17 protein-coding genes are annotated in these 25,313 nt (G+C 44.3%); 8 read left to right on the plus strand and 9 right to left on the minus strand.

The window, feature by feature from the left end:
* The first annotated feature begins 78 nt into the window (after window positions 1–78).
* The 3 genes from NDI42_RS11385 (at window position 79) to NDI42_RS11395 (ending at window position 2,164) form a co-directional block, all read left to right on the plus strand.
* Window positions 79–1,158, plus strand: coding sequence for an ATP-dependent 6-phosphofructokinase (locus NDI42_RS11385; RefSeq protein WP_190451641.1), 1,080 nt, complete (start codon window positions 79–81; stop codon window positions 1,156–1,158).
* A gap of 155 nt (window positions 1,159–1,313) precedes the next feature.
* A complete protein-coding gene (locus NDI42_RS11390; protein WP_190451642.1) occupies window positions 1,314–1,628 on the plus strand; it encodes a transposase in 315 nt (104 codons plus the stop codon).
* Window positions 1,625–2,164: a transposase gene (locus tag NDI42_RS11395; protein WP_190451644.1), complete on the plus strand. Its 540-nt coding sequence runs from the start codon at window positions 1,625–1,627 to the stop codon at window positions 2,162–2,164. The genes NDI42_RS11390 and NDI42_RS11395 overlap by 4 nt, the downstream gene beginning before the upstream one ends.
* 116 nt (window positions 2,165–2,280) lie before the next feature.
* Here NDI42_RS11395 and rbp read toward each other — a convergent pair whose 3' ends face one another.
* The 3 genes from rbp to nrdJ all read right to left on the minus strand — a co-directional run bounded on the left by rbp (window position 2,281) and on the right by nrdJ (window position 6,944).
* A complete protein-coding gene (gene rbp, locus NDI42_RS11400; RefSeq protein ID WP_190440810.1) occupies window positions 2,281–2,559 on the minus strand; it encodes an RNA-binding regulator in 279 nt (92 codons plus the stop codon).
* 331 nt (window positions 2,560–2,890) lie between these two features.
* Window positions 2,891–3,109, minus strand: coding sequence for a ssl0294 family protein (locus NDI42_RS11405; protein WP_190451646.1), 219 nt, complete (start codon window positions 3,107–3,109; stop codon window positions 2,891–2,893).
* A gap of 577 nt (window positions 3,110–3,686) precedes the next feature.
* Window positions 3,687–6,944 (minus strand): ribonucleoside-triphosphate reductase, adenosylcobalamin-dependent, encoded by a 3,258-nt coding sequence (gene nrdJ / locus NDI42_RS11410; protein ID WP_190451648.1) that lies wholly within the window; start codon window positions 6,942–6,944, stop codon window positions 3,687–3,689.
* A gap of 169 nt (window positions 6,945–7,113) precedes the next feature.
* Here nrdJ and NDI42_RS11415 point away from each other — a divergent pair, with 169 nt between their 5' ends.
* Entirely contained in the window at window positions 7,114–7,692 is a 579-nt protein-coding gene (locus NDI42_RS11415; protein WP_190451649.1) for an Npun_F5749 family FMN-dependent PPOX-type flavoprotein, read from the plus strand.
* A 56-nt stretch (window positions 7,693–7,748) separates the two neighbouring features.
* Here NDI42_RS11415 and cysE read toward each other — a convergent pair whose 3' ends face one another.
* Both cysE and NDI42_RS11425 read right to left on the minus strand, forming a co-directional pair.
* Window positions 7,749–8,516 (minus strand): serine O-acetyltransferase, encoded by a 768-nt coding sequence (gene cysE, locus NDI42_RS11420; protein WP_190451650.1) that lies wholly within the window; start codon window positions 8,514–8,516, stop codon window positions 7,749–7,751.
* A 166-nt stretch (window positions 8,517–8,682) separates the two neighbouring features.
* A complete protein-coding gene (locus NDI42_RS11425; protein WP_190451651.1) occupies window positions 8,683–11,082 on the minus strand; it encodes a PhoX family protein in 2,400 nt (799 codons plus the stop codon).
* Window positions 11,083–11,577: 495 nt separating this feature from the next.
* On the opposite strand from NDI42_RS11425, the gene NDI42_RS11430 reads away from it, so the two are divergent.
* Both NDI42_RS11430 and NDI42_RS11435 read left to right on the plus strand, forming a co-directional pair.
* Window positions 11,578–12,408, plus strand: a complete 831-nt coding sequence (locus tag NDI42_RS11430) for a hypothetical protein (RefSeq protein ID WP_190451653.1) — start codon at window positions 11,578–11,580, stop codon at window positions 12,406–12,408.
* 270 nt (window positions 12,409–12,678) lie between these two features.
* Window positions 12,679–13,398 (plus strand): IS1 family transposase, encoded by a 720-nt coding sequence (locus tag NDI42_RS11435; RefSeq protein ID WP_190451655.1) that lies wholly within the window; start codon window positions 12,679–12,681, stop codon window positions 13,396–13,398.
* 175 nt (window positions 13,399–13,573) lie between these two features.
* On the opposite strand, the gene NDI42_RS11440 is transcribed toward NDI42_RS11435, so the two are convergent.
* The 3 genes from NDI42_RS11440 to NDI42_RS11450 all read right to left on the minus strand — a co-directional run bounded on the left by NDI42_RS11440 (window position 13,574) and on the right by NDI42_RS11450 (window position 19,660).
* Window positions 13,574–14,017, minus strand: coding sequence for a hypothetical protein (locus NDI42_RS11440; protein WP_190451656.1), 444 nt, complete (start codon window positions 14,015–14,017; stop codon window positions 13,574–13,576).
* A 97-nt stretch (window positions 14,018–14,114) separates the two neighbouring features.
* Window positions 14,115–17,237, minus strand: coding sequence for a PAS domain-containing sensor histidine kinase (locus NDI42_RS11445; protein ID WP_190451660.1), 3,123 nt, complete (start codon window positions 17,235–17,237; stop codon window positions 14,115–14,117).
* A gap of 239 nt (window positions 17,238–17,476) precedes the next feature.
* Window positions 17,477–19,660: an ATP-binding protein gene (locus tag NDI42_RS11450; RefSeq protein ID WP_190451663.1), complete on the minus strand. Its 2,184-nt coding sequence runs from the start codon at window positions 19,658–19,660 to the stop codon at window positions 17,477–17,479.
* A 305-nt stretch (window positions 19,661–19,965) separates the two neighbouring features.
* Between NDI42_RS11450 and trpD the strand changes: the two genes are divergently transcribed.
* Complete coding sequence (gene trpD / locus NDI42_RS11455; RefSeq protein WP_190451664.1) at window positions 19,966–21,063, plus strand: anthranilate phosphoribosyltransferase; 1,098 nt, start codon at window positions 19,966–19,968, stop codon at window positions 21,061–21,063.
* 60 nt (window positions 21,064–21,123) lie between these two features.
* Here the strand turns inward: trpD and NDI42_RS11460 are convergent, their stop codons facing one another.
* Window positions 21,124–22,032 carry a retropepsin-like aspartic protease family protein gene (locus NDI42_RS11460; RefSeq protein ID WP_190451666.1) on the minus strand — a complete coding sequence of 303 codons (909 nt, stop codon included), beginning with the start codon at window positions 22,030–22,032 and terminating at the stop codon, window positions 21,124–21,126.
* A gap of 496 nt (window positions 22,033–22,528) precedes the next feature.
* Between NDI42_RS11460 and NDI42_RS11465 the strand changes: the two genes are divergently transcribed.
* A complete protein-coding gene (locus NDI42_RS11465; protein WP_190451668.1) occupies window positions 22,529–25,066 on the plus strand; it encodes an ATP-binding protein in 2,538 nt (845 codons plus the stop codon).
* The last annotated feature ends 247 nt before the right edge of the window (window positions 25,067–25,313 follow it).

A 25,313-nucleotide genomic window follows, 5' to 3' on the forward strand; every position in this document is an offset into this window, starting at 1 on the left:
CAACTTTTTTATCGAAAAGACAACTCTGCAAGCAAAATCAGTTTAATATCGCCTCTTGATCGCAATTATCAGAACAAGATGGGACAAAAACGCATTGGAATCCTTACCAGTGGTGGAGACTGTGCTGGACTAAACGCTGTAATTCGGGCAGTAGTCCACCGTGCAGTTGGCACCTATGACTGGGAGGTGCTGGGGATCTGTCGGTCTACCCTAGGGTTGATGAGCAGTCCGCCGGAAGTTATTACTCTTGACATTGACAAGGTAGACCGTCTACTAACGATGGGCGGAACGGTTCTGGGGACGACAAATAAAGGCGATCCTTTTGCGTTTCCTCTGGAAGATGGAAGTTTGCGCGATCGCTCTGAGGAAATTATTTCTGGGTATCATCAACTAGGTTTATCAGCCTTAATTGGGATTGGCGGCGATGGCAGTTTAGCCCTTCTCCGGCGATTGGCAAACCAAGGCGGGATCAACTTAGTAGGCATTCCCAAAACCATTGATAACGATGTTGGCTGCACCGAACGCTCCATCGGATTTGATACCGCAGTTAATATTGCGACAGAAGCACTCGACAGGCTGCATTTTACCGCCGCCAGCCACAGCAGGGTAATGATTTTGGAAGTAATGGGGCGCGATGCTGGTCATATCGCCCTGAATGCTGGGATTGCTGGCGGTGCTGATATTATTTTGATCCCAGAAATCCCTTACACCTTGGAAAAGGTCTGTGACAAAATACGCGATCGCCAGTTGAAAGGAAAAAACTTCTCCATCGTCATTGTCTCAGAAGCCGTCTGCACACTCGAAGGTAATCCAGTTAAAAATATGGATCGATTTGGGGAATGTCGATTTGGCGGAATTGGTCAGTACCTGGCAGAGCAAATTTCTATCTCTAGCGGTGCCGAAACTCGCGTCACAGTATTAGGACACGTTCAGCGCGGCGGTATCCCCTCGTCGCTGGATCGATTACTGGGGACAGCCTTTGGCGTGGCGGCAGTCGATTTGATTGCCGATGGCAAGTACGATCAAGTTGTCACCTGGCAAAACCGCGAAATTGTCAGCGTACCAATTGCTGAAGCAATTGGACAATACAGGGCAGTAGATCCCCATGATACTCTGGTCAAAACTGCCAGAGGCTTAGGAATTTGCCTTGGAGACTGAAATTTATGTCATTAGTCCTTTGTTTTCTGTGTCAATGACCAATGACTAATAAACGCAACTTTTTGCACCTTTTTCTTAGCCCCCCTTTATAGAACCCATTTGACATCTTTGACTATGTGCCCTTAAAGTAGCGCCAAAGCCATATGCAGCTAATCATGCCGTATTCCAGCAGCCTTACAGACGCCGAATGGGAAATCCTTGAACCTCTACTGCTCCAGCTCTTGCCGATTAAGAAGCAGACAAGACCTTGTAACTGGACGAAACGAGAGCTCTTGGATGGGATGTTCTATCAACTCAAGAACGGCTGCAACTGGCAAGATTTGCCGAAAGATTTACCGCCTTACTCAACCGTTTATTGGCATTACAAGCAGTGGCGGGAGGCAGGAGTCATCGTTGCCCTGATGAGGGTCTTACATGGACAAGTGCGTGAACAAGTGAAAAAAAAGCTCAGTGGACAACGTTGCTTATGATCGATTCCCAAGCCGTGAAAAATACCTGCAACGCTAGTATTAAGTCTAAAGGTTTCTGCTTTTACAAATGTACTAATGGCATCAAACGACATCTCGCAGTGGATACGTTAGGTTTTCCGTTTTTTACCCACTGCACGAAAGCTAATGTCTCCGATGACATGGGCTTAATCGAGATGTTGAGCCAGAACCTCGATTACTTTCGCGCAAAGCCAGTCAACATCCCGAAAATTACGATTCTGCTGGACAATGGCTATCATCCAGAAATGATTACTGCCGCTCTGCAAGACCTCTACCCGCAGATCATGACGAAGATTCGGTTTGAACTCTCGCCAAAGCCCACAAAAGCTGAAAAAGCCGCTCTTGGAAAAACCGGATTCGTCGTGGTCGCAACTCGATGGGTGATCGAGCGCTCGAATGCTTGGATGGAACGCTGCAAGAGTTTAGTCAAGAACTTTGAGAGAACTCTTAGCCATGCCACTGCAAAGCTTAATCTTTGTTTCATCAGGCTAATACTCAAGCGTTTAGCCCATAGCTAGATGTCAAATGGGTTCTATAAGGGGGGTTAGGCGATCGCACACTTGCTCTTTACAAATTTAGTTCCCTTTTAAAAGGGTTCTAATCTGTAAAGTTCTACCAAAGCGTTAATAACTAATTAAAATCTAGCTCGCTTCGCGCCGCTGCGATCGTCCTCCCTCGGTCGTGCTTTATTAACTCTTAGCTGACGTCCCATCCACTCAGCGCCATCCAATTCGGAAATGGCGGCTTCTTCCTGGGCATCATCTGTCATTTCAACAAAAGCAAATCCTCGCATACGTCCTGTTTCTCGGTCTGTCGGCAACAAAACTCGCTTGACAGCACCGTAGTCTGCAAAGACTGCTTTTAAATCTTCTTCCGTAGCTTGGTAAGACAGGTTTCCAATGTAAATGGTCATGTCGATGTATAAGGCTGAAAGAGGAACTAAAGTTCAGAACCTTTACATGGTCAGACGCGAACTATAAATCAAGGTCAAGCATTATTTACCAATGATGAAATTTTATGACCCAAGCCTACAAGTGCGGCTAAACGAGTACTAAACCCAACCATTGATAGGGCTGAACTTTTATATTTCGTCCTATCATAGCCTACTAATTTTATTGTGCAAGGTCATCTAGCCTACACAGTTGCAGCTTTTTTAATGTTGATTTTCTATGACATTTAACAAGAACTCTAATAGTGCTGAGTCCAAATAACACTAATTATTCAGGACTCAGCACTACTGAGAGTTAGTCAATAGAAATTGACTGAGGGCCACTGCTTCTGCCGTTATCACTGTTTGTGGTAGAGGAGGGATAGGAGGTAATCCCAGCTTCCGCGTCGAGCCAGCTTTTAACTGGATCGTCATTCAAGTTGACTCGGAGGATGCCAGAGACAAAGCCGCCTAAGAAAGCTGCTGGGTGTTTGGTGAATTCTTTGAATACTGGTGTCAGTTCATCGAGAAACATTTAAGAGTCTCCTGGGGTTGTGGGTTAAACAATTGATTTTTCTAGATCGATCCTAGCGTGTTTGAATGGAGGGTTGGCTTGGCAAGAGCAGGAAGCAATACTTGTCGGTGAAGAATGTCGGTTAAATAACTTACATTCATTCGCGCTACGTAGGGGCATTGCCATGCCCCTACGCTGGAAATTGGGGGTTAATAAATCCATGCCCTTTTTTAAGGGAGGGTAAAAGAAAATTCTGTAACATTGATTTTGGTTTTCGGTAGGGGCATGGCATTGCCATGCCCCTACAAAATGTCGCAGTTTTCGATATTTTCTCTCCTTGTATGAAACCACCCTACCCAGCCCCCGCGAAGAGAGCGCCCCTGCGCTAGAGAAAAGGGTGGAGAATTAAGCCTTAGTCCCCCTTTTTAAGGGGGATGCAAGGGGGATCTCCACCCTCTAAGCGTCTCGATTATGACTTTTCAGACATCTATCTAAAAAGCTACCCGCTTCACCCCTAAAATAAGGGAGCGCCACAGGTGGGGGATGGAAGCTTAACCAATCCGTATTGACAATCTGACTCTTTTTGCTTCCCCTATACCTACTTTTGCTCCGAAAAAAGACACTTATCTGAATCACACCCAGCAGGGCCAGCTTCCATTGAGTAGCCCGCATCGTAGCGACTTAAGGCAGCATGAAAATTTTCATTCTGCCGTCGCAGTTCCACTTCTTGCTTGAACTGATCGTACTGATGTTTTGTGATTGGCTCAAATGGCAAGCGCGGGAAGGTTTGGTGAGCATCGAAACGTGCCAAAAGTGCGGCTGAGATATAGCCTTCATCATTTTGAATAGCTTCGTAAATGCTACTACCTAAAGCTTCTATCTCATGTTCGCGCAGCTCAATAGTGGCTGAGGTGTTGTGTCGCACAAAGAATTTTTGGACTTGCATATAGAAATCCATTTGGGCCTTCGCGCTAAATTTGCCGATCTCGATTTGATCAGCACCAGGCAAATCAGCCCAAGGTACGGCGACGGGAATTTCCACCAGCCATTCCGTGCATCGGGGATCGAAGGGATCGTTCAGGAGATTGCCATTTTCATCTTTGTCAGACTGAGACGGAACGACATTGTAACCGTAGTCGATACACGCCAAGGCTACAGGGTCATTTTTTCTAAATGTGATGCGCCGCAGGAAACGTTGCGCCTTTGGGGGATGCCAACCAGGGGAAGCGCCTGTCAGTAGGGATTTTGTGCCGGAAGGCTGAACTGTGGTGCAACGGTTCGGGCGTTTTAGGGAATGGCGATCGCAATAATCCCACACAGTTCTATGCACAATTTCTCGCCAACGAGTCAAATATTCTTGCTCTTGTCGCTTAAACTCCAATCCTTCCACGGTGTCGGGTCGTCCAGCTTCCCACCACCGCAGCCAATCCACGCCAAAAGCCATCACAAAAAAGTCGAACAATCCTGTAAAAGATACGCCCACAATTGGATCGAGTTCGCGTGACTTGCGGTAACGTTCTTCGATAAATTCGTGATTCAGCAGTGAGGCTACTGATAATGCTGCTGCTGTGAAAGCTTCCTCTTGTTCTTTGTAGTTAGGTGGGTCAATTTGATTGAGATGAATCTCCGAAAGATTACAGTTTCCTGTTAAAGAATTGCCAAATACACCCTTATGAAACTCCGGCTCATTAAAGCAGAAAGTATCGTGTAGGCCTGGTAATTCTTCTACACCCTTAATTACTTGCCATTTTCCTTGGTACTTAGCATTCGTTCCTTTGCTAACATCTAAACGTTGACAAGGAATATCGCCACATTCAGTTATTTGCAAGTAGTACAAATCCCGGCTTCTGACACCGTAATTTGTAATTGCTCCTTTGTGGGAGCAAAGATTAACTGATGAACGGATACCACATTTTGTCAGGAGTAACTGCACTCTGTAGGCGCGATCATAGTCGGAGATATAAATCCTGATGCCGTTGCTGGCTGTATTAGAACCATCGGTATCTGCTAAACCTGCAATAAAATGTAGAATTGCTTGACGATTCCAACTAGCAATTGCATTTAGCGATTCTGGATTTGCCTTTAAGCTTTTTAGAAATTCTCCAGAGAAACCCAAGTCTGTTACATCGGTAAAAGCAGGCAAATAGTCATAGGTTCTTTCGGGAGATTTATTCCCTGATACGCATAAAGCCGCTTTGTGTTCGTAAAGCCTAACTTTTGCATTATCATTTGTGTCTGTAGTGCCATCTCCTACCGCTACCCCCAATGTGTAGGCGTAACTTGGATCGACATTCAAGCCGTCCTCATACTGAATTGTAAAAGGTTCCGTGTGGATGGCATATTGGCTGGTATCCATTAAATCTTTTGTTTGGACTTCTTTGTAAACCTTGCCAAAGCGATCCTTAACAAAAAACCGATGATACTCAGTGACATCTAGGTAAGAACCATCTCCAAACCGCACTCGATACAGTTTGCGATCGCTACCTGTCTTAAATGGTGCCACTTGACTCCATCGTTGCCCATTCCAAATTTCAACTTCAGAGCCTATTACATCTTTTATTTTGTCCATTCCCTCCCTAGTGATTAGCAGCGTGTCGCCGCTAACGCAGTGAAAGTTAGAGCCAATTATCTCACCGCAAGGATTCAACCCAACACGAGCTAATCTATGCTCTATCTCCAAAGGATCTATGTTGGGGTAGTGTTCTAGTAACCAATCTTGAGCTTTTCCTTGGTCATAAGCTTTTAGAAAATCAGTTCTTAGTTCAGGAGAAAATAGTAAATCGCAGTTAGCTCTAGCTATAGCTTCTCCAGCCCATTGAATCGCGCCTTCACCAGAGTAATACTGTTTTCTAACAGCTTCTACACACTCTTCAAGAGTTGGTTTGTGGTGAAAAACTCGCGTGTGATTTGCCATTCTCAAAGCATCTCGATCTGGATCGATCCGCCAGTTGCCATTTGCATCCTGCTGCCAAAGATTGCCTTTAGCGCTGGCAAACAATTCATCATCGCTAATGCCTTGCCTCATGCCAGCTGACCTTCTCACGTTGCCAGCTACTACTACTACTGCGGCTTCATCAATTAACAAACAGCATTCAACTGAGTTTAATTGCCGTCCTACAGCTTTATTCAAAATTGCCGCACAGCGTTCATAAAGTCCTGGTAACTTAACAGGATTAGCAACGCCTCCAAAGCCTTTAAGGGGTTCTCCAGCTGCACGAACATCACTCAAGTCAATGGATATGTTGACTTCTTCTGAAAATTGTTCATCCGTGGATAATTCCAACAATGTTTGATAAGATTTGACCCAACCTTGGCGACTGTCTCCCACATAAATCAGTACCTTATTGCCTTCCACCTGAACTTCTGTCTGTTCGCGCCGAAGGTCTGGCTGGGTGCTACCTACATCCCCTTGTATATTTACAATCAGGCGATTGCGGATGGGTGGCAGTTGATTGATGTATTTTGGTTCGAGGACGGCACCTGTGCCACAGCCCATCATCGCCAGATCCATCATTAAGCCGAAGGCACGCCAATCAAGTACATTTGTACTGGTACAGTTATAAGCGCCGGAAAAGTTTTGTTGTTGCTCGATCCATTCACTCCCGCCTACCCACAACCAGCGACCAGAAGGCAATGCTTTGAGCTGGAGCTGCATCCGTTCTAGTAGGGCTGTCTCTTCTGGGGTAAGCTTACCTAATTTGGTTAAACCACGGACGCTTCTGGCGCATACTTCTTCCCACGTCTCGCGCCCAGCTTCTGTGCGGCGGCTATACGTTCTAAAAAATACAGGTAAGCCTGCTGGTGCAGTTTCTGGAAATTTGCTATTTTGGCGTACTCGCTCAAGCTCTCGAACCATAAGTCAAGTCAGATTATCTTTGGGACTGATCGATAGATCAAGACTATACGCGATCGCTCATATGGGGTCAAAACTTGCCAAAATACATAAAATGCGCTATATGTAGGTTGCAGTCAGGACTAGCAACTAGGTAAGAATTTTTTCCAATTCCCAATTCAAAATTACTTTAATGTCCCTTGCTCCGTGGCGATCGCCCTTAGCCGGTGCCTTGCATCGCAATGACAGCCAGCCTCATTGCCGCTACTTGCAGTTAGCAACTGTTCGGGCTGATGGACGGCCAGCCAACCGTACCGTCGTATTTCGGGGATTTCTACCAGACACCAACCAACTGAAATTCGTCATAGATTCCCGCAGCCAGAAACCAGAGGAAATTGAGCATCAGCCTTGGGGAGAAGCTTGCTGGTACTTCACCAACACCCGCGAACAATTTCGCCTCGCAGGTACACTAACCCTGGTACAACAAGAGCATCCCAACCCAGCCCTACAACAAGCACGTCAAACCACCTGGAAAGACCTCTCAAATGCCGCTCGCGTGCAATTTGCGTGGCCAGCACCTCGCGAAACCAGAGCTGATGCCGTCGCCTTTTCGCCACCGCCACCCGATTCAGCCCAACCACTAGCGAATTTTTGTCTCCTACTCCTCGAACCCTTGCAGGTAGATCATTTAGAATTGCGAGGCGAACCGCAAAATCGGTGGCTATACAGCCTAGATTCGCAAACCTGGACTACTCAAGCTGTGAATCCATAAAGCATTAGAAGGCAAAAAAAATTGTTTTTTTGCCTTCTAAATTTTCCTTATTGATATTAGATACCAGCACCATCCAAGAATTGCTGAATCACCCCATCCTTAAGGCGACAACTGGGAGCCACAGATGCTGGAGCATTCGATAAATTATTTGCCGCCACCAATTGAGCAGGAGTTGACGCATGAGCAGGTTGTTGATTTTGTAGCTCTTGCAACTGTTGTTCCAGCGACTCTAGGCGGTCTACCAAAGCGCGAATCACCGCTGCTTCAGAATCGGGCAAACTTCCATGTTCCAGCGGATTCACCCGGACACCTGAGCGATAGACAATCCTACCCGGAACGCCGACCACCGTACAATCGGAAGGGACATCGCGCAAAACAACCGACCCAGCTCCGATGCGGACACTGTTGCCGATTTGGATATTACCCAGAACTTTAGCACCAGCACCCACCACGACATTTTCTCCTAGCGTGGGGTGACGCTTGCCGCCCTCCTTGCCAGTACCGCCCAGAGTAGCACCCTGATAAATGAGAGCATAATCTCCCACAATTGCGGTTTCACCAATCACCACACCCATCCCGTGGTCAATAAAAACACTCCGTCCAATTACAGCACCGGGGTGAATTTCAATGCCAGTAAGAAAGCGAGCTAGTTGGGAAATCAATCGAGGGATGAAGGGAATTCCCAGGACGTATAGCCAATGAGCAAAGCGATGGAATACCAGCGCCTGCAAACCTGGATAGCAAAACAGAACCTCCAGCCAGTTGCGGGCGGCGGGGTCACGCTCGAAGATGATGCGAAAGTCAGCTATAAGCGTAGATAGCACAAGCGTTTACCAATTTTGGCAAAATAGACCATATCTATCATATCGTTCTCAGTGATTTTCCCGATCGGGGAAACCGAACCTAAAATTTTCCCTCGTTCCCAGGCATATACCCAGAGAACGAGGGAAAATTTTATCTTTTGCCTTTTACATAACAGGCTTTTGCTTTTTAGACAAACCTGCCATTGGACTGTTTGCGGCGAATGCCAATCACCGACGGACGTGGTGGCCCTTGAGGATTGCCCTCAATGTTGCTGGGCCAATTACTGCCACGAGGTACAGTGCGTCGTTGATTAAAGACACTGCTGCCAGTCAAGTCCAGAATCTCGATATCTCGGCTCAGGATTTGTTGGGGAGTAAATGGCACCTCTTCGCCGGGGTGCTGCACCGAAAGAATCAGCGTATCCCCAATGAACGTTGGGCCAGTCAGTTCGCAACGCGGTGGGCCATAGGCAAAGGGTACGACTGCGCCAGCATCAGGCCCTGCGGTGGGAATGAAGAACAACCAGTTATTGCCAAACACCCCAATCAAGTTAGAAGTTTCAACATTGAGATTAGAGTCAATCTGACTAGGCGAGTTAGCACCCACTACCCTATGGTCGATGTTTAAGGGAGTTGCGGCAGCACCAACATCAAAACCATTGTGGGCGCTAGTAGACATATCGGTGACACCCCAGATGTTACCTTGGCCGTCAAACGCTAAGTTATCCACATTGGCGAAACCATCTCCAGGGTTGGCTCCCACTTCCCCACCTTTAGCAAATCGCTGCCAGCGGAAGGTGGTACCCGTGCCATCAGCACTATCTTCAATAATCTTGAAAAGTTCCCCAGATGGCTGTGGCGCGTTAATGTCAGCGCTGTACTTAGAAACTACAAAGATCCGTGAGTCAGGATAGCCATCGCTGCCCGGAGCACCGTCTGTGTAGGCGATGAACACTTCTCTGGGATTGCGTGGATTAACTTCTAAGTCTTCAGGACGAGCCGTCGGAGTTCCGCCAACCAAGTTAGCAGCTAAAAAGGCATCCACTAGCACAGCACCCTGGCTGGTGTAGAAATCTGATAGCTTCTTACCTCGATAAGCAGGCAGAATCGTGGCTTCATTGGTTATGTCAACGCCCTGGAACACACTACCTTGTGCAGGGTCTTCAGTGGGGCCGAAGCGTCGTATTGGGGTACGACCATTGCGGGTCGCTTTGCCCAATGCGGCAATTTCCCTTGAGGCAAGAACTGAGGGAGGAATTGGATTGGTGGCGGTATTTAATCTCAGCGGAATCCATTCACCCGTACCGTTAGGGTTGTAACGGGCAACGTACAGAGTGCCGTCTTCAAATAAGCGACTGTTGTTCTTATCAGTGGGAGAGCTAACTCTACCGGAACTGACAAATTTCCAAGTGTGACCTCCGCGTCGGTCATCACCCATATAACCAATTAATTGTTTTCCAGCCTCAACCCGCATGGCAATATTTTCATGGCGGAAGCGACCTAAGGCCGTGTGTTTACGGGGGCGGAAATTGGGGTCTGCTGGGTCAATTTCGACCATATACCCGTATTTTTCCCCGACAAAACCAAAGGTAGCCCCGGTAGTGCCTGCAATATAACCCGTCTGTGTACCGTTGGCATTTACGGGTTCTGTTACTCCAACGAAGAAGGCGGTACTGGCTTGGAAGTTCTCTTCAGCAGATAGAATGGTTCCCCAAGGACTGGTGCCGCCAGAACAGTTGTATCCAGTGCCGATAATTTTGTTACCCAATCCATCTGAACTCAGAGGGAAGACTTGAGTAGCGGCTGGGCCAGTGCCAATTAGGTAATTTTGATCTCCTTGCTGGTAGCTCTTGGAACCCCAGGATGTGACATTTTTATACGCATCAGAACGTTGAGAGTTAATCCCTAAACCTGAGAGATGGTGGATGCGTCGATTTTTGGGATCACGGACAACAGAAAAGCGTCCGCCACGGTCTGCGCGGGCAATCCGAACGATAGAGCCACCCATGTTGTACAAAAATTCGCCCAAGAGTTCGATATTCGTTTTGTCACTCGGCAAATTTTGCCCAATGACCAAAGGGTACGATTCGGGGAATTGTGCTAAATCCTCTGAGCTGCCTGGAGCAGCAAGAGAAAATGGGTAGGAGACATATTCGTGGTTAACCCAAAGGTAGCCGTCGTTGGGGTTCCTACCATTAAGGGGAATAAAGCCGGTGTAGTCGTTGTTGTAACCAAAATATTCTTCTTGGTTAGGGAAGACGCGATCGCCCCAGCGTACAATTACATAACGTTCGTATTCCGGCGGCACTACAACATCATCAAGAATGTTGTAAGTTCCTAATCTAGGATCTGCTGATTTATTTATTACTGTTCCCTGACCAATTGCTGTTGCGTAATAGCTGTTCTGCTCTGTGTAAATTGGCAAAGGATGTGGCAGACGCAATGGCGTAAATTTCAGAGGCTGTATCGCTTCAGCGATGCCTGAATCAAGCCCAAAAATTCTGTTTTCTACAGCAGGAGCTAGTACCGCAGCACCAGCACTGGCTCCAAAGAAAACAAGTAGCTGCCTCCGACTAAGCTTAGACATGAAAAACCCTCATTAAGGAATCGCAAGACTGACGCACAAAAAATGCTGGGAACTTATAGTCAAGTCACAGCAATTATGTCAACCGCTAGTTAACACACCATTACCTAACAACATCGGTGTGGTTTGAGCTGGGATAGGAATAATACCTACTGCGCGCTTTCCTTAACACAGGTGACGGCTCCCTCCACGCCCGACTGGTAAAAATCATTTGCGTGTTTACACGCACACCATAAATACTACTTACGTAAAATTAAGGTTGTTTAATGAGTTGGTTAATAAAAAATTAACAAGACATAAAGTTCTTAAGAAGCTTTGAAAATCAGAATAGAACATCGATTTAGAACTTCTTAACCTTCTATTAAAGCTTACTTAATGTTTAATGCTTTTAATCTAAGTACGTCAGTAAATATACTAGACTTGATTTGAGTCAAGCTGCTAAAAATTAGCAGCAGATAAAGCGATCGCGTTTAAACCTAAGCAAATAAGGAGTAACAAATGAGGGGCATTACCTATTTTACTACGCTTGCACTGTTTGCAAGTGTAGCCTTGCCTGATGCAGCAAATGCTGTAATTTTAAATGGCGGATTTGAAGAAGGCTTCGCTAGCTGGCAAACCCTAGGCGACTACAGAATAGAAAATTCTGCTTTTGGAAGTGGAACAGTACAAGGAAATTCTCAAGTTTTTCTATCAACTGCTTACCGCGAAGTGATTGGTTTTGATAATAACTCAATTGAAATTTTTGGTGGGGATGCAGCGCCTGTTGCCTTCATCTCTGGCTTTGCTGAAGAATCTAGTTTAGAGGGATTCCTGGGTTTCTCAACATTTTTAGGAGATAAGTCTTTATATGATATTGCTACAGCAGAACCTATTGAGGGCTCGGCAATAAAACAGACTTTTAGAGCAGGTTCTGGACAGGTTTTATCTTTCTCTTGGAATTTTCTCACAAATGAGTCTGTTGGGGAAGCGGCTGTTGACGATCTTACCTATCCTGACTTCAATGACTTTGCTTTTGTATCCCTAAAGTCAAACTCTGGCACCCAACTTTTCACCTTGGCAGATACAATTTCAGAATTTCAAAGTTCTTCTACTAGCCTTGCTAATGAGACTGGATTTAAGACTTTCTCTTACAAGATTCCAACTTCTGGGGAATATACATTAGGAATTGGGGTTGTGGATGTAGGAGAGCCAACACGTATTTCAGCTTTGTTGATTGATAAGGCGCAAGTTGTTCCGGAGACTACACCTACGCTGGGTATGCTACTTTTTGGAGTGGGAACAGTTTCGATGTTGAAGCGGGGTAAGAAAAAAAGAGATTTTGTTTCTTAGATTTAGATTTTAACTGTTGTTGCCTGTTGTAGGGGTGCAATTAATTGCGCTCCTACTTTTTTATCGTTTTTTTCGGTTACAGGCTTTGATTATCGCGATGGCTGATAAAGTAAATATAGGTTGGATTTCACCAAGGTAGCTTTTTAATAAAGATAATGTTTCTAAGGCAGAGGAAAATTCTATATAAATAATTATTTTTGGGGTAGTCCTGCATAGTAATGATAATTGGGTTATAATTTTAATTATTTAAAATAACTTAATTCTTAGCTTATGCAATGTCCCAAATGCGACTCTCGATACGTTGTAAAAAATGGTCATACTCACACTGGTAAACAAAATTTTAAATGTCGAGATTGTGGCAGACAATTTGTCACAACTCCCAGTCATCAGCCTGTTTCCAAATCAACCAGAGAGTTGATAGATCGGCTATTACTAGAAAAAATCTCTTTAGCTGGAATCGTCAGAGCTACAGGAGTTTCCGAACGCTGGCTACAGTACTATGTCAATCAAAAATTAGGAGCAGTCAAAAGAGAAGTGCAAGTAACCTCAAAAAAAAAAGGCAAATTAATAATTCAATGTGATGAAATGTGGTCATTTGTAGGCTGTAAGGGTAACAAGCAGTGGATTTGGTTGGCAATTGATATATTGACTAAGGAAATTGTAGGAGTATATATTGGTAAAAGAGATGAAAGTGGTGCGATAGGATTGTGGGGTTCTTTACCAGCAATTTACCGTCAATGCGCTGTCAGCTATACAGACTTTTGGAGTGCTTATCAAATAGTTTTTCCTAAAAAAAGACACAAATCAGTATCCAAGGATACTGGCAAAACAAACTATATAGAAAGATTTAATAATACGATGAGACAAAGAATATCGCGGCTGGTAAGAAAAACTCTTTCATTCTCTAAAAAACTCTCAAATCATATAGGAGCTATCTGGTATTTTATTCATGAGTATAACGCCAGTTTATCTATAGAGCTAAAAGCTTAATTATCATTACTATGCAGGACTACCATTTTTGGTTCGTTGCTGCCCTACTCAACTTATACTTAACTAAATATTTTATGATAGAGGTGTCACTACAATTATTGGAAAAAATAGATGAGGCTATAGCCTTATCGTTCGCATTCCCAGGTTCTAGCCTGGGAACGAGAAAGAAGTTAGCTTAATCATCTCGAAACCCGGGATCGTCTTCGAGTCTGATTCTGCTTCGTGTAGGAGCAATGTTTGTAGGTGAAACAGAAGAGTTGTCAAAACCTAGCAGCAATCCAGAAGTAATAAAATATCGAGTCCAACGATGTATTCTAGGGTCTTGTTGCCAATCTGAACGAGAAACTTTTGAAAACAGAACTGGGACGATTTGTCCTTTAACGTCGCCGAAAACTCGGAGATAAATTTGGGTAGTCTCCGGGCTTTGTGATAATTCTTGGTCGATAGAGATAGTGGCTACGGTTTCTGCTTCTTCGACAACGTTTTCATAAGGTTGATTGGAGTTGGGGCTGAGGAAGAGATCGATTTTCGTAGATTCAGATAAAGCTGGGGAAGCGATCGCGCCCAAACTACTTAAAATTGAAAATGTCGTTAAAATTCGCCAGATGCGGATAACCATTGCTTTTATTCATTATCAAGGTTTACACAGAGTAGCACTCTCAAGATTAAGGATTCAGTAAAGTTTGATTAATTCTAAATAAAACTGTTGTTTATCTTTAAATCTGCCGAATGGGAATTTTAATTGCAAATTCTGTACCCTTTCCAGGCGCACTTATACAGTTCAATTCGCCTCCGTGTTTTTCGACAATAATTTGATAACTAATTGACAAACCAAGTCCAGTGCCTTTGCCTACTGGTTTGGTAGTAAAGAAGGGATTAAACAGTTGTTGTTTCATTGCTTGTGTCATCCCAGTCCCGTTGTCTGCAATCCGAATCACAACTTGATTGTTGTTTTGCACTTTGGTAGAAATCCGAATTGTGGGGATTGGGGACTGGGAAGAATCTTTTCCAGCACCTAATGCCAAGTCACAAGTCTCCAGTTCCAAAGCATCAATGGCATTGGCAATCAGATTCATAAATACTTGGTTCAACTGTCCAGCGTAGCACTCTACCTGCGGCAGGTTGCCGTATTCTTTGATTAGTTGAATGCCGGGGTAATCGGTCTTAGCTTTCAGACGATTTTGCAGAATTAGTAGGGTGCTATCAATACCTTCGTGAATATCAACTGCCTTCATTTCTGCTTCATCGAGTCGTGAGAAATTACGCAGAGATAAGATAATTTGACGAATGCGTTCAGCACCGACTTTCATTGAAGACAGCATTTTGGGTAGGTCTTCGATGAGGAAATCTACATCGATTGCTTCTATCTCGTCTCGAATTTCCGCAGTGGGATTAGGATAGTTTTTGTTATAGAGATGTAGTAGGTTAAGCAGGTCTTGGATGTAATTATCAGTGTGAATCAGATTACCGTAGATGAAGTTGACAGGGTTGTTAATTTCGTGGGCGATCCCAGCAACTAGCTGTCCTAAGCTGGACATTTTTTCGGTTTGCACGAGTTGGGCTTGGGTTTGCTGGAGTTCGTATAGGGTTTGTTCTAGTTTGGTTGCTTGTTCTTGGAATTGTCGGGCGGCGGTACGGGTAGCGGCGTAGAGTTCGGCTTGGTTAATAGCGATCGCAAGGTTATCTGTAACGGCACAAAGCAGTTCTACTTCGGCATCGCTCCAAGCTCTCGGTGTAGAATTACTACAAATAATAACGCCGATAGTGCCTGAGAGAGTTTGAATTGGCAGCACTAATATCGAGGCATAATTAAGAGAGCGCATAAGTTCCTGCCAGACGCGATCGCTTTCTTTGTAGACATCATCCATCCGCAGTATTTCCAGATCCAACAGTTTTTCCGCGATTAGCCCCACCACCGCCGCCGGGTAGTAACCTCTAGAATCGGGAAGATCCGGAAGTCGATCTTCCTTAATCACCTCCCAACCAGGTTCTTCTCTGTCATGGTAATACCAGGCGAAGCCACAGCGCTCAATCTGCAATAAGCTGCGGATTTCTTGCACTGTTGTTTCCAGAACTGTGTCCAGGTTGAGAGTGTTGCGAATTTGGGTAGTGATACGGTTTAGCAAATTTTCCCGGTTGGCTTTTTCTCTCAGCCGTACTTCCGATTGTCGTAGTGCTTCCTCAGCAGCTTTGCTTTGGTTAATATTAGTCATAGTGCCGATATAGCTTTTCAATCCCTCTGACCCGATTTCAGCTGCTGCTTGAGCTAAAACCCAAGTTACCAAGCCATCGGCTCGAATCAGCCGAAACTCGGATTGAAAAGGTAAATTATCCGTTACTGCTTGATGCCATTGGGAATATACGCGATCGCGATCGTCAGGATGTAGGGCTTTTATCCAACCGTCTCCCAGTGTTCCTTCTTTTGTTAGTCCAGTAATCTCACGCCATTGCTGGTTAGCATACACAGAGTTTCCTCGCGCATCTGTGCGAAATATCACTACTGGGGACAATTTAGCTAATATTTGATATCGTTGTTCGCTTGAGCGCAGTGCATCTTCAGTGGCTTTGCGTTCTGTGATGTCTGTAATCATCCCCAAAGTACCCAAATACTCACCTTGTGAGTCTAAGATGGGTTTTGTGGAAACAATTGCCCACATAGGAGAGCCATCTTTGCGAGTGAATTTGAAATCATGGTTTTCCTTAATGCCTTGGCGACGACGTTCCACATTTGCGGATGCGATCGCCTTTCCCTCATCATCCATAAAATCAAACAGCGGCTTATCCTGCATTTCTTGGGCGCTGTAGCCCAACATTTCTGCCATTCTGGGATTGACAAAGCTGGTCTTGTTATTACTGTCAATAATCCAAACGCCTTCTAAGCTCGTTTCAATAATGCGACGATAACGCTCCTCAGATTCTCGCAATGCAATCTCTGTCTGTTTGCGTTCAGCGACCTCGGCTTTTAAACGATTAATCGCATTTTTTAAGATATTTGTACGTTCTTCTACTCTAATTTCTAAGGTTTCATTCGACTGTTTCAAAGCTGCTTCTGCTATCTGGCGCTCTGTAATGTCGAGAATAACAGCTAAAAATACTGATTCTCCATTTTGCACAATCAGTTGTAGGTGTACTTCTACTGGATAGAGACTGCCATCAGCACGCTGGTGGACTGTTTGAAACTGTAGTTTTTCTTGCTCGTGTTGCAGCAAAGGCGCAATCAAGTTACAAAAAAAAGCTTCATCTAGTTCTGGATCGATGTCAAGGGGTGTAAGAGTTCGCATCTTTTCCAGAGAATAGCCCAGGTTGCGCCTAGCACCCGCGTTAACATACTGAAAGCGAAGAGTTTTGGCATTAACAATATAAATTTCGTTTAAGCTTGCTTCAACTGCATTTAACAGTAGCAAACGTTCAGCTTCAGTTTGCTTGCGATCGCTAATATCAACACAGGAACCAATGTAACCTCCAAAGCTGCCATCCGGTAGAAACCGAGGCGTTCCTGTATCCCAAATCCAGCGGTACTCGCCATCAGCACGCAAAAGGCGGTATTCCATCTGGAATTTTTCACGGGCATCAAAGGCTGTAATATAAATATCTAAACAATGCTGCAAATCCTCTGGATGAACGCCTTCCGCCCAGCCATTACCCATTTCTTGTTCTATTGTTCGCCCGGTAAAATCTAGCCAGACTTGATTAAAGTAATAACAGAGTTTGTCAGTGCCAGATAACCAAATCATTACGGGGGCGGTATCTGCTACTATCCGAAATAGTTCTTCGTCCCGTAAAGGCGTTTGTATTAGCTGTTGCTCAGTGTTCTGTACTTTTAAATCCTGGCTAGTCATTTTTGGGAGTAAGTTGGGTTTGATTTGACTATACTGGCATTTTAAGCATTAATTTCTGAATATAATAGGTCATTTATAAAGTCTCTATACAATTGCTAGTAATACGGAGTGTAGCGATCGCGATCGCACACCGGATGTCAGTATTTCTATAGCATATGCAACAAAAGGCTATACCCTGTTTGGCAAATTACTCCAGATGCTTCACTACGCTTGCACCCACTAGGCATAACAGCTTAAGATTAAGCCGAGGCGGGTTGGGAAGATGTCTGTTTCAGTGGGAGAGCGATCGCAAACTCCGTTCCCTCACCTATCTGGGAATTTACAGAAATTTTTCCTCCATGCTTTTCAATAATTTGGTAGCAAATCGAAAGTCCTAAACCTGTACCTTGACCTACTGGCTTAGTAGTAAAAAATGGGTCAAATATTTTATTCTTAATATGCGATGGGATTCCTGAACCATTATCCCGAATTCGCACTTGAATTTGGTCGTCAGAAGTATTTATTGTTTTAATTATTATTTGCTTATTTGATTTTTCTTGATCGGTTAATAGCGCATCAACGGCATTACTAATAATATTCATAAATACCTGATTAATTTGCGCTGGATAGCACTCAATTAGAGGTAAATTACCATATTGCTTAATAACCTTAACTTCTTTTTTTAATTTGTTGCTCAAAATTAACAACGTGCTATCAATACCTTCGTGTAAGTTAACGTCTTTAACCTCGGCTTCATCTAGACGCGAGAAGTTTCGCAAAGATAAAACCATCTGCTGAATCCGCTTAGCTCCTACCTTCATAGAAGACAACATTTTAGGTACATCTTCAGTAATAAATTCTAGGTCAATTTCCTCGCTAACCTCCTCAATTTCAGGAGATGAATATGGGTGCTGCTGATAAATATGCACCAATCTAAGCAAGTCTTGAAGATATTCGCTGGTATGTTCAAGATTGCCGTAAATAAAATTAATTGGGTTATTGATTTCATGAGCAATGCCAGCTACCATCTGACCGAGGCTGGACATTTTTTCAGTTTGAATTAGCTGAGATTGGGTTTGTTGCAGTTCTTGCAGAGTTTGAGAAAGTTTAGTTGCTTGTTCACGCAATGCTTCCTCCGCAACTTTAGTAGGAGTAATGTCACGCGCACTCGCATAAATTAACTTTTCTTGGGGAGACTGCACAGATGTCCACGCCAGCCATTTGTAGGAACCATCTTTGCAGCGATAGCGATTCTCGAAGTGGTAAGACGTTATTATACCTGTGGAAAGTTTTTCCGCTTCGGCAATAGTTGCTGCTTTATCTTCAGGATGAACAAAATCGATGAATTGGCTGTTAAGGAGTTCTTCGGGTGTGTAGCCAAGAGTTTTTTCAAAAGCTGGGTTAACGAACTTAAAATAACCGTCGAAACCAGCTATACAAAGCATATCAAACGAAATATTGAAGAAGTTATCAAGCTGCTGTTGTTTTTGCTTTAGTTCTTGGGTATAAGTTGCAACTCGCCGGATCATTTGGTTTAGAGAAATCGTCAACTTCCCAACTTCATCTTCAGTCGTCACGGGTGCTTGGAGGTTAAAATTTGATTCCTCTGTCACCTGTTGAGCAACTTTGGTGATGGCTTCAATCGGTTGCGCGATCGCTTTACTGGTATACACTGCTAAAATAACTGCGATCGCTGCTGATACCAGCAAACTAATAATAATAATAAGGCTACCCAGATCCCCGGCTTCATCGTAAAGTCTATCTCCTGCTTTTGCTTCTCGTTCTTGATAGAGATTAATTAGTTTTGACAGCTCGTCTGTGAGATAATTCAAGCGAACAGTAGTTTCACCATTAATAAACTTGGTGAGTGCTTGCTGTGCTGATGGAAGCTTCTTTGTCTTTACAGTAGACGGTTCAGTCCCCTCCAGCACTGTCTTTAGTTCTGGATAATAAATTTGGAGTATATTTTCATATTTATTGATTAAAGATGTTAGATGGGCATAATGTTGAGCCAGGTCTTCCTTGTCTTCGCCCAAGTCTTTAAAGTATAGAGTAGAATTATTTAGAAAAATTTGAGTTTCTTCTATTAATTCTTTAAGTTCAAGAAGTTCTTGAATTAAAATCGGGTATTCTTGCTCTAAGTCTTCGATATCATTTGATATAAGAAGTAATTCTCGTTGTTGAGAGCGAGCCTGTAAAATAGCTGTTTGTAAATTATTTAGAGAATTTATCCGGACACGCACTTTCTCAACTTGTTCCGCCGCCCGCGCATAATTGTATTGTTGGAAAATAATGCCAGTAGTTCCGCCCAGAATGGCAATGCTAATCGCTAGACTATACCCATAAACGATTTTCTGCCTAATACCTAAGCGACTGGTTAGGCGGTTAAACTGAGTTAGTGAAAAATTTTGATAGCGATTTGGCAACTTAACTATAAAAGACATTTTTTCACCAGCTCTAATGACACAAAAATAACAAGTCATTCATAATATACAAATGAAAAATAACACGTATAATTTATAATTTAAAAGCGAAAAAACACTTAGAAAAAGCTTCAGTCATCCGAAAGTACAGGATAAAGTTAAGTAATTTTACGGATTAAAATTGGAGAAAGGAAAAAATAACCCTGCCTGGGGGTACTAGACTGCCTGTATGATTAGAAACAGTTTTGCAGTAAGCTGCTACTAGGCTTTAGCGGTACTTTTAGCTTGATATCTCTGAAGGCAACGCATCAACTACTGACCTGTCTATGACTTACTCCTCTTCATCTGTGGCAACCGATGCCGCTGGCGGTACGACTCAAACGGATTCAGCCATCTGGTCTAGCTTATTGCAACAGTTGTTAGACGGGCGATCGCTTTCGCGCGATCAAGCCGCAGAATTGATGCAGGGATGGTTAAAGGAAAAAATTCCACCAGTGCTATCAGGAGCGATTTTAGCTGCTCTCCAAGCAAAGAGTGTCTCTGCTGAAGAGTTGAGTGGCATGGCTCAAGTTTTGCAATCCCAATCCTTCGCCCTTCCCAGCCCTCCATCCCCAGCTTCCAATCACCTAATTGACACTTGTGGCACTGGGGGAGATGGGGCATCAACCTTTAATATCTCTACAGCAGTTGCTTTTGTTGCCGCTGCTGCGGGCGTTCCGGTGGCAAAACATGGCAATCGTTCTGCCTCTAGCCGAGTTGGTTCCGCTGATGTGCTGGAAGCGCTGGGAGTGAACCTGAACGCCACCCCACAGAAGGTACAGGCGGCCCTTCAGGAAGTGGGCATCACATTTCTATTTGCACCCGGTTGGCACCCTGCCTTGAAGGTAGTAGCACCGCTACGGCGAACGCTAAAAGTGAGGACGGTGTTTAATTTACTTGGGCCGTTAGTAAATCCGTTACGCCCCACAGGTCAAGTGATTGGGGTGTTCGATCCAAAATTGGTAAGTACCATTGCCCATGCTTTGGGGCAATTAGGCATTCAGCAGGGTATTGTCTTACACGGGCGCGAGAAACTGGATGAAGCTGGTCTTGCTGATGTCACAGACTTGGCGGTGTTGTCTGGGGGTGAAGTGGAGTTGTTGACGCTGAATCCCCAAGAACTAGGCTTGACAATGGCACCTACGGCGTTAATCCGGGGTGGAGATGTTTTAGAAAATGTGGCGATTTTGCAAGATGTACTCCAAGGGAAAGGAACGCCAGCGCAACAGGATGTAGTGGCTTTGAATGCCGCATTAGCACTCCAAGTTGGCGGTGTGGTAGCGATGGGCAATCATGCAGAGGGCGTTTCTCTGGCAAAGGAAATTATAAACAGTGGTGCTGCTTGGTCGAAATTGGAACGATTAATTCAGTTTCTTAAGGATTAGCCAGCGAGTTAAGAGTTGGAATGTTGAATTCCAACTCTTAAGGACAACTGACAGTTTTGGTTAATTGGGACGGAACTCAACCACGTTACGTTTAATTGTGATGTCATAACCATCAAAGAAGTCATGCCCCAATAGTCCAACTTCCATGTCTGGTAAAGCGATCGCTACCAGCACATTTTTCTTGATTGCTCCCCCAACTCCGATAGACTTGACATAACCCAGAGGAAATTCTGCTACACCATTGGGAGTCTGCGCCTTGGCACTGGATACAGGTACTACTCTGAGTGCAGCTGCCATGCGTCGGGTAATCAAGGTACCGGAAGCACCAGTATCCACAATCATTTCAAAAGTCCGGTTCCCGTCAAAGGTGACATCAATCACGGGGGTGCCACCTTCTCGCCGTTTGATTGGGGCTTGATAAACACCGTTTCTCAGAAGCCGAGGTTTGGAACTTCCTGTGGGCGCTTTCGCTACTACCACAGGCTGAGGTTTGGGTTTGGGAGGATTTGCCTTGTTCTGGGCATAGGTGAGATTGCGCTGGTATTGGGGGATTTTGGTTTTAGCGATCGCATGATAAGGACTAGAAGCCGGAATGGTTTTCATAAAAGCGATCGCTTGTTGCCAGCTGCTGATAACTAATTGCCAATCCTCTTTTGACTGAGCAGACAGGCTGATGCTGCTGGCGCTTTCAGCAGAGTCAATCGCCCGCACATAAGCGTCGGCGGAGGCTTGCGGGGATAACTGCGGCTTAGATGGTGTCTTTGCCGGAGATTTAGATTTAGTTGAGGCAGGTTTAGACACCTGCTTTGCACTAGCAGTTGGAGGCTTCTTGGCAGGAGGAGAAGCCGAGACGGGAGTTGCTGATGGACTCTGAGGAGTGGCAGCATTGTCTTGGCTACAGCCAAAACTTACGAGTGCCAGCGTACTTGAAAGCAAAATGATTGCTGCACGGGCGTGAGGAGACTTCACAATATCTGCATTTAATTCTCATCAACTATTTTATTGTCATCTATCCTTTAGTAGATTGGATCTAAAAAAATCCCTAGACCTAAAGAAATAAAGATGCGATCGCATTTATAGCCTTTATCTTCTGTTACCTGGTGAGGAGATGACCAAGCCTGGAGGAAAGCGGCCCTACAAATAAATAAGCTAGGCAATATCCACCCTGCCAGTAATTGGCAACTCCTATTTTGTGTAGCACTACAATAGACATCTCCAAAAATTAGGCTGGAATCCTTATCAAGGTTAGGCTAAAGTCAAATTTTTGGAGATGTTTAATGTATCCTTACCTTATTTGGAAGCTATGTTAGAAGTGGGGCATTCTACAGGGACACTCAACTATCTAGACCGACTTGAGAGATTCTTCAGTTCCCTCGCTCTTGAGCGCATATCTTGAGAAGCACTAATGCGGCTGCAAACATTCTCGAATTTAATGCTTAAAGGTTCATTAAGAGTACCACTTCGTGTGGCTCTGATAGTTCCCTTTATCTTTCAACTCTCTGTTGCTGTGGGGCTAACAGCATACTTCTCTTTAAGGAACGGTCAGAAAGCAGTCAATGAGGTTGCAGCCCAACTGAGAAGCGAAGTTACAGCCCGAATTCATCAACATATCTCCGATTATATGGAGACACCTCAACTTGTTACCCAAATAAACGCCGATGCTGTCCGTTCTGGCAATTTGAATTTGCAGGACTCTTTAAGTCTAGAACGTCATTTCTGGCAGCAAGTGCAGTTATTCAAATCTCTAAATCCGATTGCCTTTGGAAGTGAACAGGGAGAAATTCATTCAGTCGATCGGCTTAATGATGGTTCATTAGTCATCCGAGTTATCGACCAATCAACCAGTGGGAATTATCACACTTATACCACTGATAGCCAGGGCAATCGCGGCAGGTTAGTTCGAGTTAACACAACCTTTGATCCTCGCACTCGCCCCTGGTATATAAAGGCTGTGAAAGGAAATAAACCTACCTGGACTGAGATTTATCCATACTTCTCATCATTAGGGTTAGCAATCAGTGCAACCCGGCCTTTTTATAACGAGGCAGGTACTTTACTTGGCGTTACCAATGCAACAGTGTCTCTCTCACAACTGGGAGATTTTCTGGATGGCTTAAAGATCGGTCGCACTGGACAAATGTTTATTGTCGAACGTTCTGGAAACTTGGTAGCAAGCTCAACGGCTGAGCCGCCTTTTGTTTTAAATCAAGAGGGAGGAAAACAGAAACAGGAAAGATTGGCAGCGATCGCTAGCAGAAATCCTGTGACTCGTCTAACAGCCCAGAATTTAAAGGAACGCTTTGGTAACTTCAATAATATTCGCCATAGCCAGCAGCTTGACTTTGAAATTGAAGGTAAGCAGCAATTCGCACAGGTGACACCATTTACTGATAGCTACGGGCTGGAGTGGGTAATCGTCGTAGTGGTTCCCGAAGCTGACTTCATGGAACACATTGAAGCCAACACACGAACCACGATTTTGCTATGTTTAGCAGCATTGATATTCGCTACAGTTATGGGAGTGTTGACCTCTCAATACATTACCCGACCGATTGCCCATTTAATCTCTGTCTCTCAGGAAATTGCCAATGGGAAGTTAGACCAAACTGTTAAAGTAGAGGGCATTAACGAACTAGAAGTTTTAGCCCAAGCTTACAACCAAATGGCAACTCAACTGCAAACATCTTTTACTGCGCTTGAAAAGGCAAATGAGGAGCTAGAGCTTCGGGTTGAACAGCGAACAGCGGAACTACAAGAACGGACACTTCAGCTAAAACAATCCTTCGACTTTGAAGCAACATTGAAACGGATTACAGACAGAGTTCGTGACAACTTAGACGAAGCACAGATTTTGCAAAATGTTGTCCAAGAGTTAGCCTCTGTACTTGCTGCTGAATGTTGTGCTGCTGCCCTGTATGATATAGAGCAAAAAACGTTAGTTATCAATTATGAATATGCCCAACCTCATTGGCCTTCTACTCAAGGTTCTAGGATTGAATTAGATGAGTTATCTGGAATTCATCAATCTCTGTTACAAGGGCAATGTTCACAGTTTTGTCAATTAGCCCCAAAGTTTGGTCGCCCTCATGCAGCGATTCTTGCGTGTCCTGTTTTTGATGACCAGGGTATCCTAGCTGATATATGGTTATTCCAACGACCGAATTATAACTACAGTGAACTAGAAATTCGGTTATTACAGCAAGTTGCAAATCAATGCGCGATCGCTATTCGTCAGGCTCGACTTTACCAAGCTGCTCAAGCCCAAGTAGAAGAGCTAAAGAGTCTACATCAGCTTAAAGATGACTTTTTGAGTACCGTATCCCACGAACTTCGTACTCCTATTTCTAATATAAAGCTAGCGATTCGTATGCTGAAGCTAGCTCCTACTCCAGAACGCCATAAACAGTATCTAGATATTTTAGAAGCTGAGTGTACTAGAGAAGCTAACTTGATCAACGACTTGCTGGATTTGCAACGCCTGGAAGCTAATCGTTATCCTGTATTTGTCGAGTCGATAGTTGTACAAGATTTCATACCTAGCATTATCAAACCGTTTTTATCACGAATTCAAGAGCGTCAACAAGTCTTTAACGTCGATTTACCGCCTGACATTCTGCCAATTATGTCAAGTCCAGATAGTTTGGGGCGGCTTTTAGCGGAACTCCTTAACAATGCCTGCAAATACACCCCATCTAATGGGGAAATTCGCTTTAGCATCAAACAGGATATCGATTTATATAACCCGGAACCTACTGCATCAACAACCAGCTTTGAGGTCAGCAATCAAGCAGAGATTCCAACTGCTGAAATACCCCATATTTTTGATAAATTTTATCGAGTTCCCAATGCAGACCCTTGTAAACAAGGTGGAACTGGATTAGGCTTAACCTTGGTGAAAAAGTTGGTTGAGCAATTGGGGGGAGAAATTAGAGTAGAAAGTGGTGAAGGTTGGACGAGCTTTACTATTTTATTAGGAAATATAGCAGTCATAAATGATTCGTGAAGGTGAGATACCGGACTTGTTAAAGTCGGGTATCTGAAGGGCTGGCTCACAATGCCGAGGATTACTATATAGCCGAGTAAAGAGCAATCCGATAATCTTCTCTATTCAATAGACTGATTCAAAAAGAAACTGGGAGATGAGAACTAATGAGGTCAAGTTTGTCAATCTCAGGGCTGAAGCTTATTCGTGAGATGCGATCGCCTTCCTCGAAACTTGGTCATCTCGCTACCAGATAACAGCAGATGAA

The sequence above is a fragment of the Funiculus sociatus GB2-C1 genome (assembly GCF_039962115.1).
GTDB lineage: Bacteria > Cyanobacteriota > Cyanobacteriia > Cyanobacteriales > FACHB-T130 > Funiculus > Funiculus sociatus.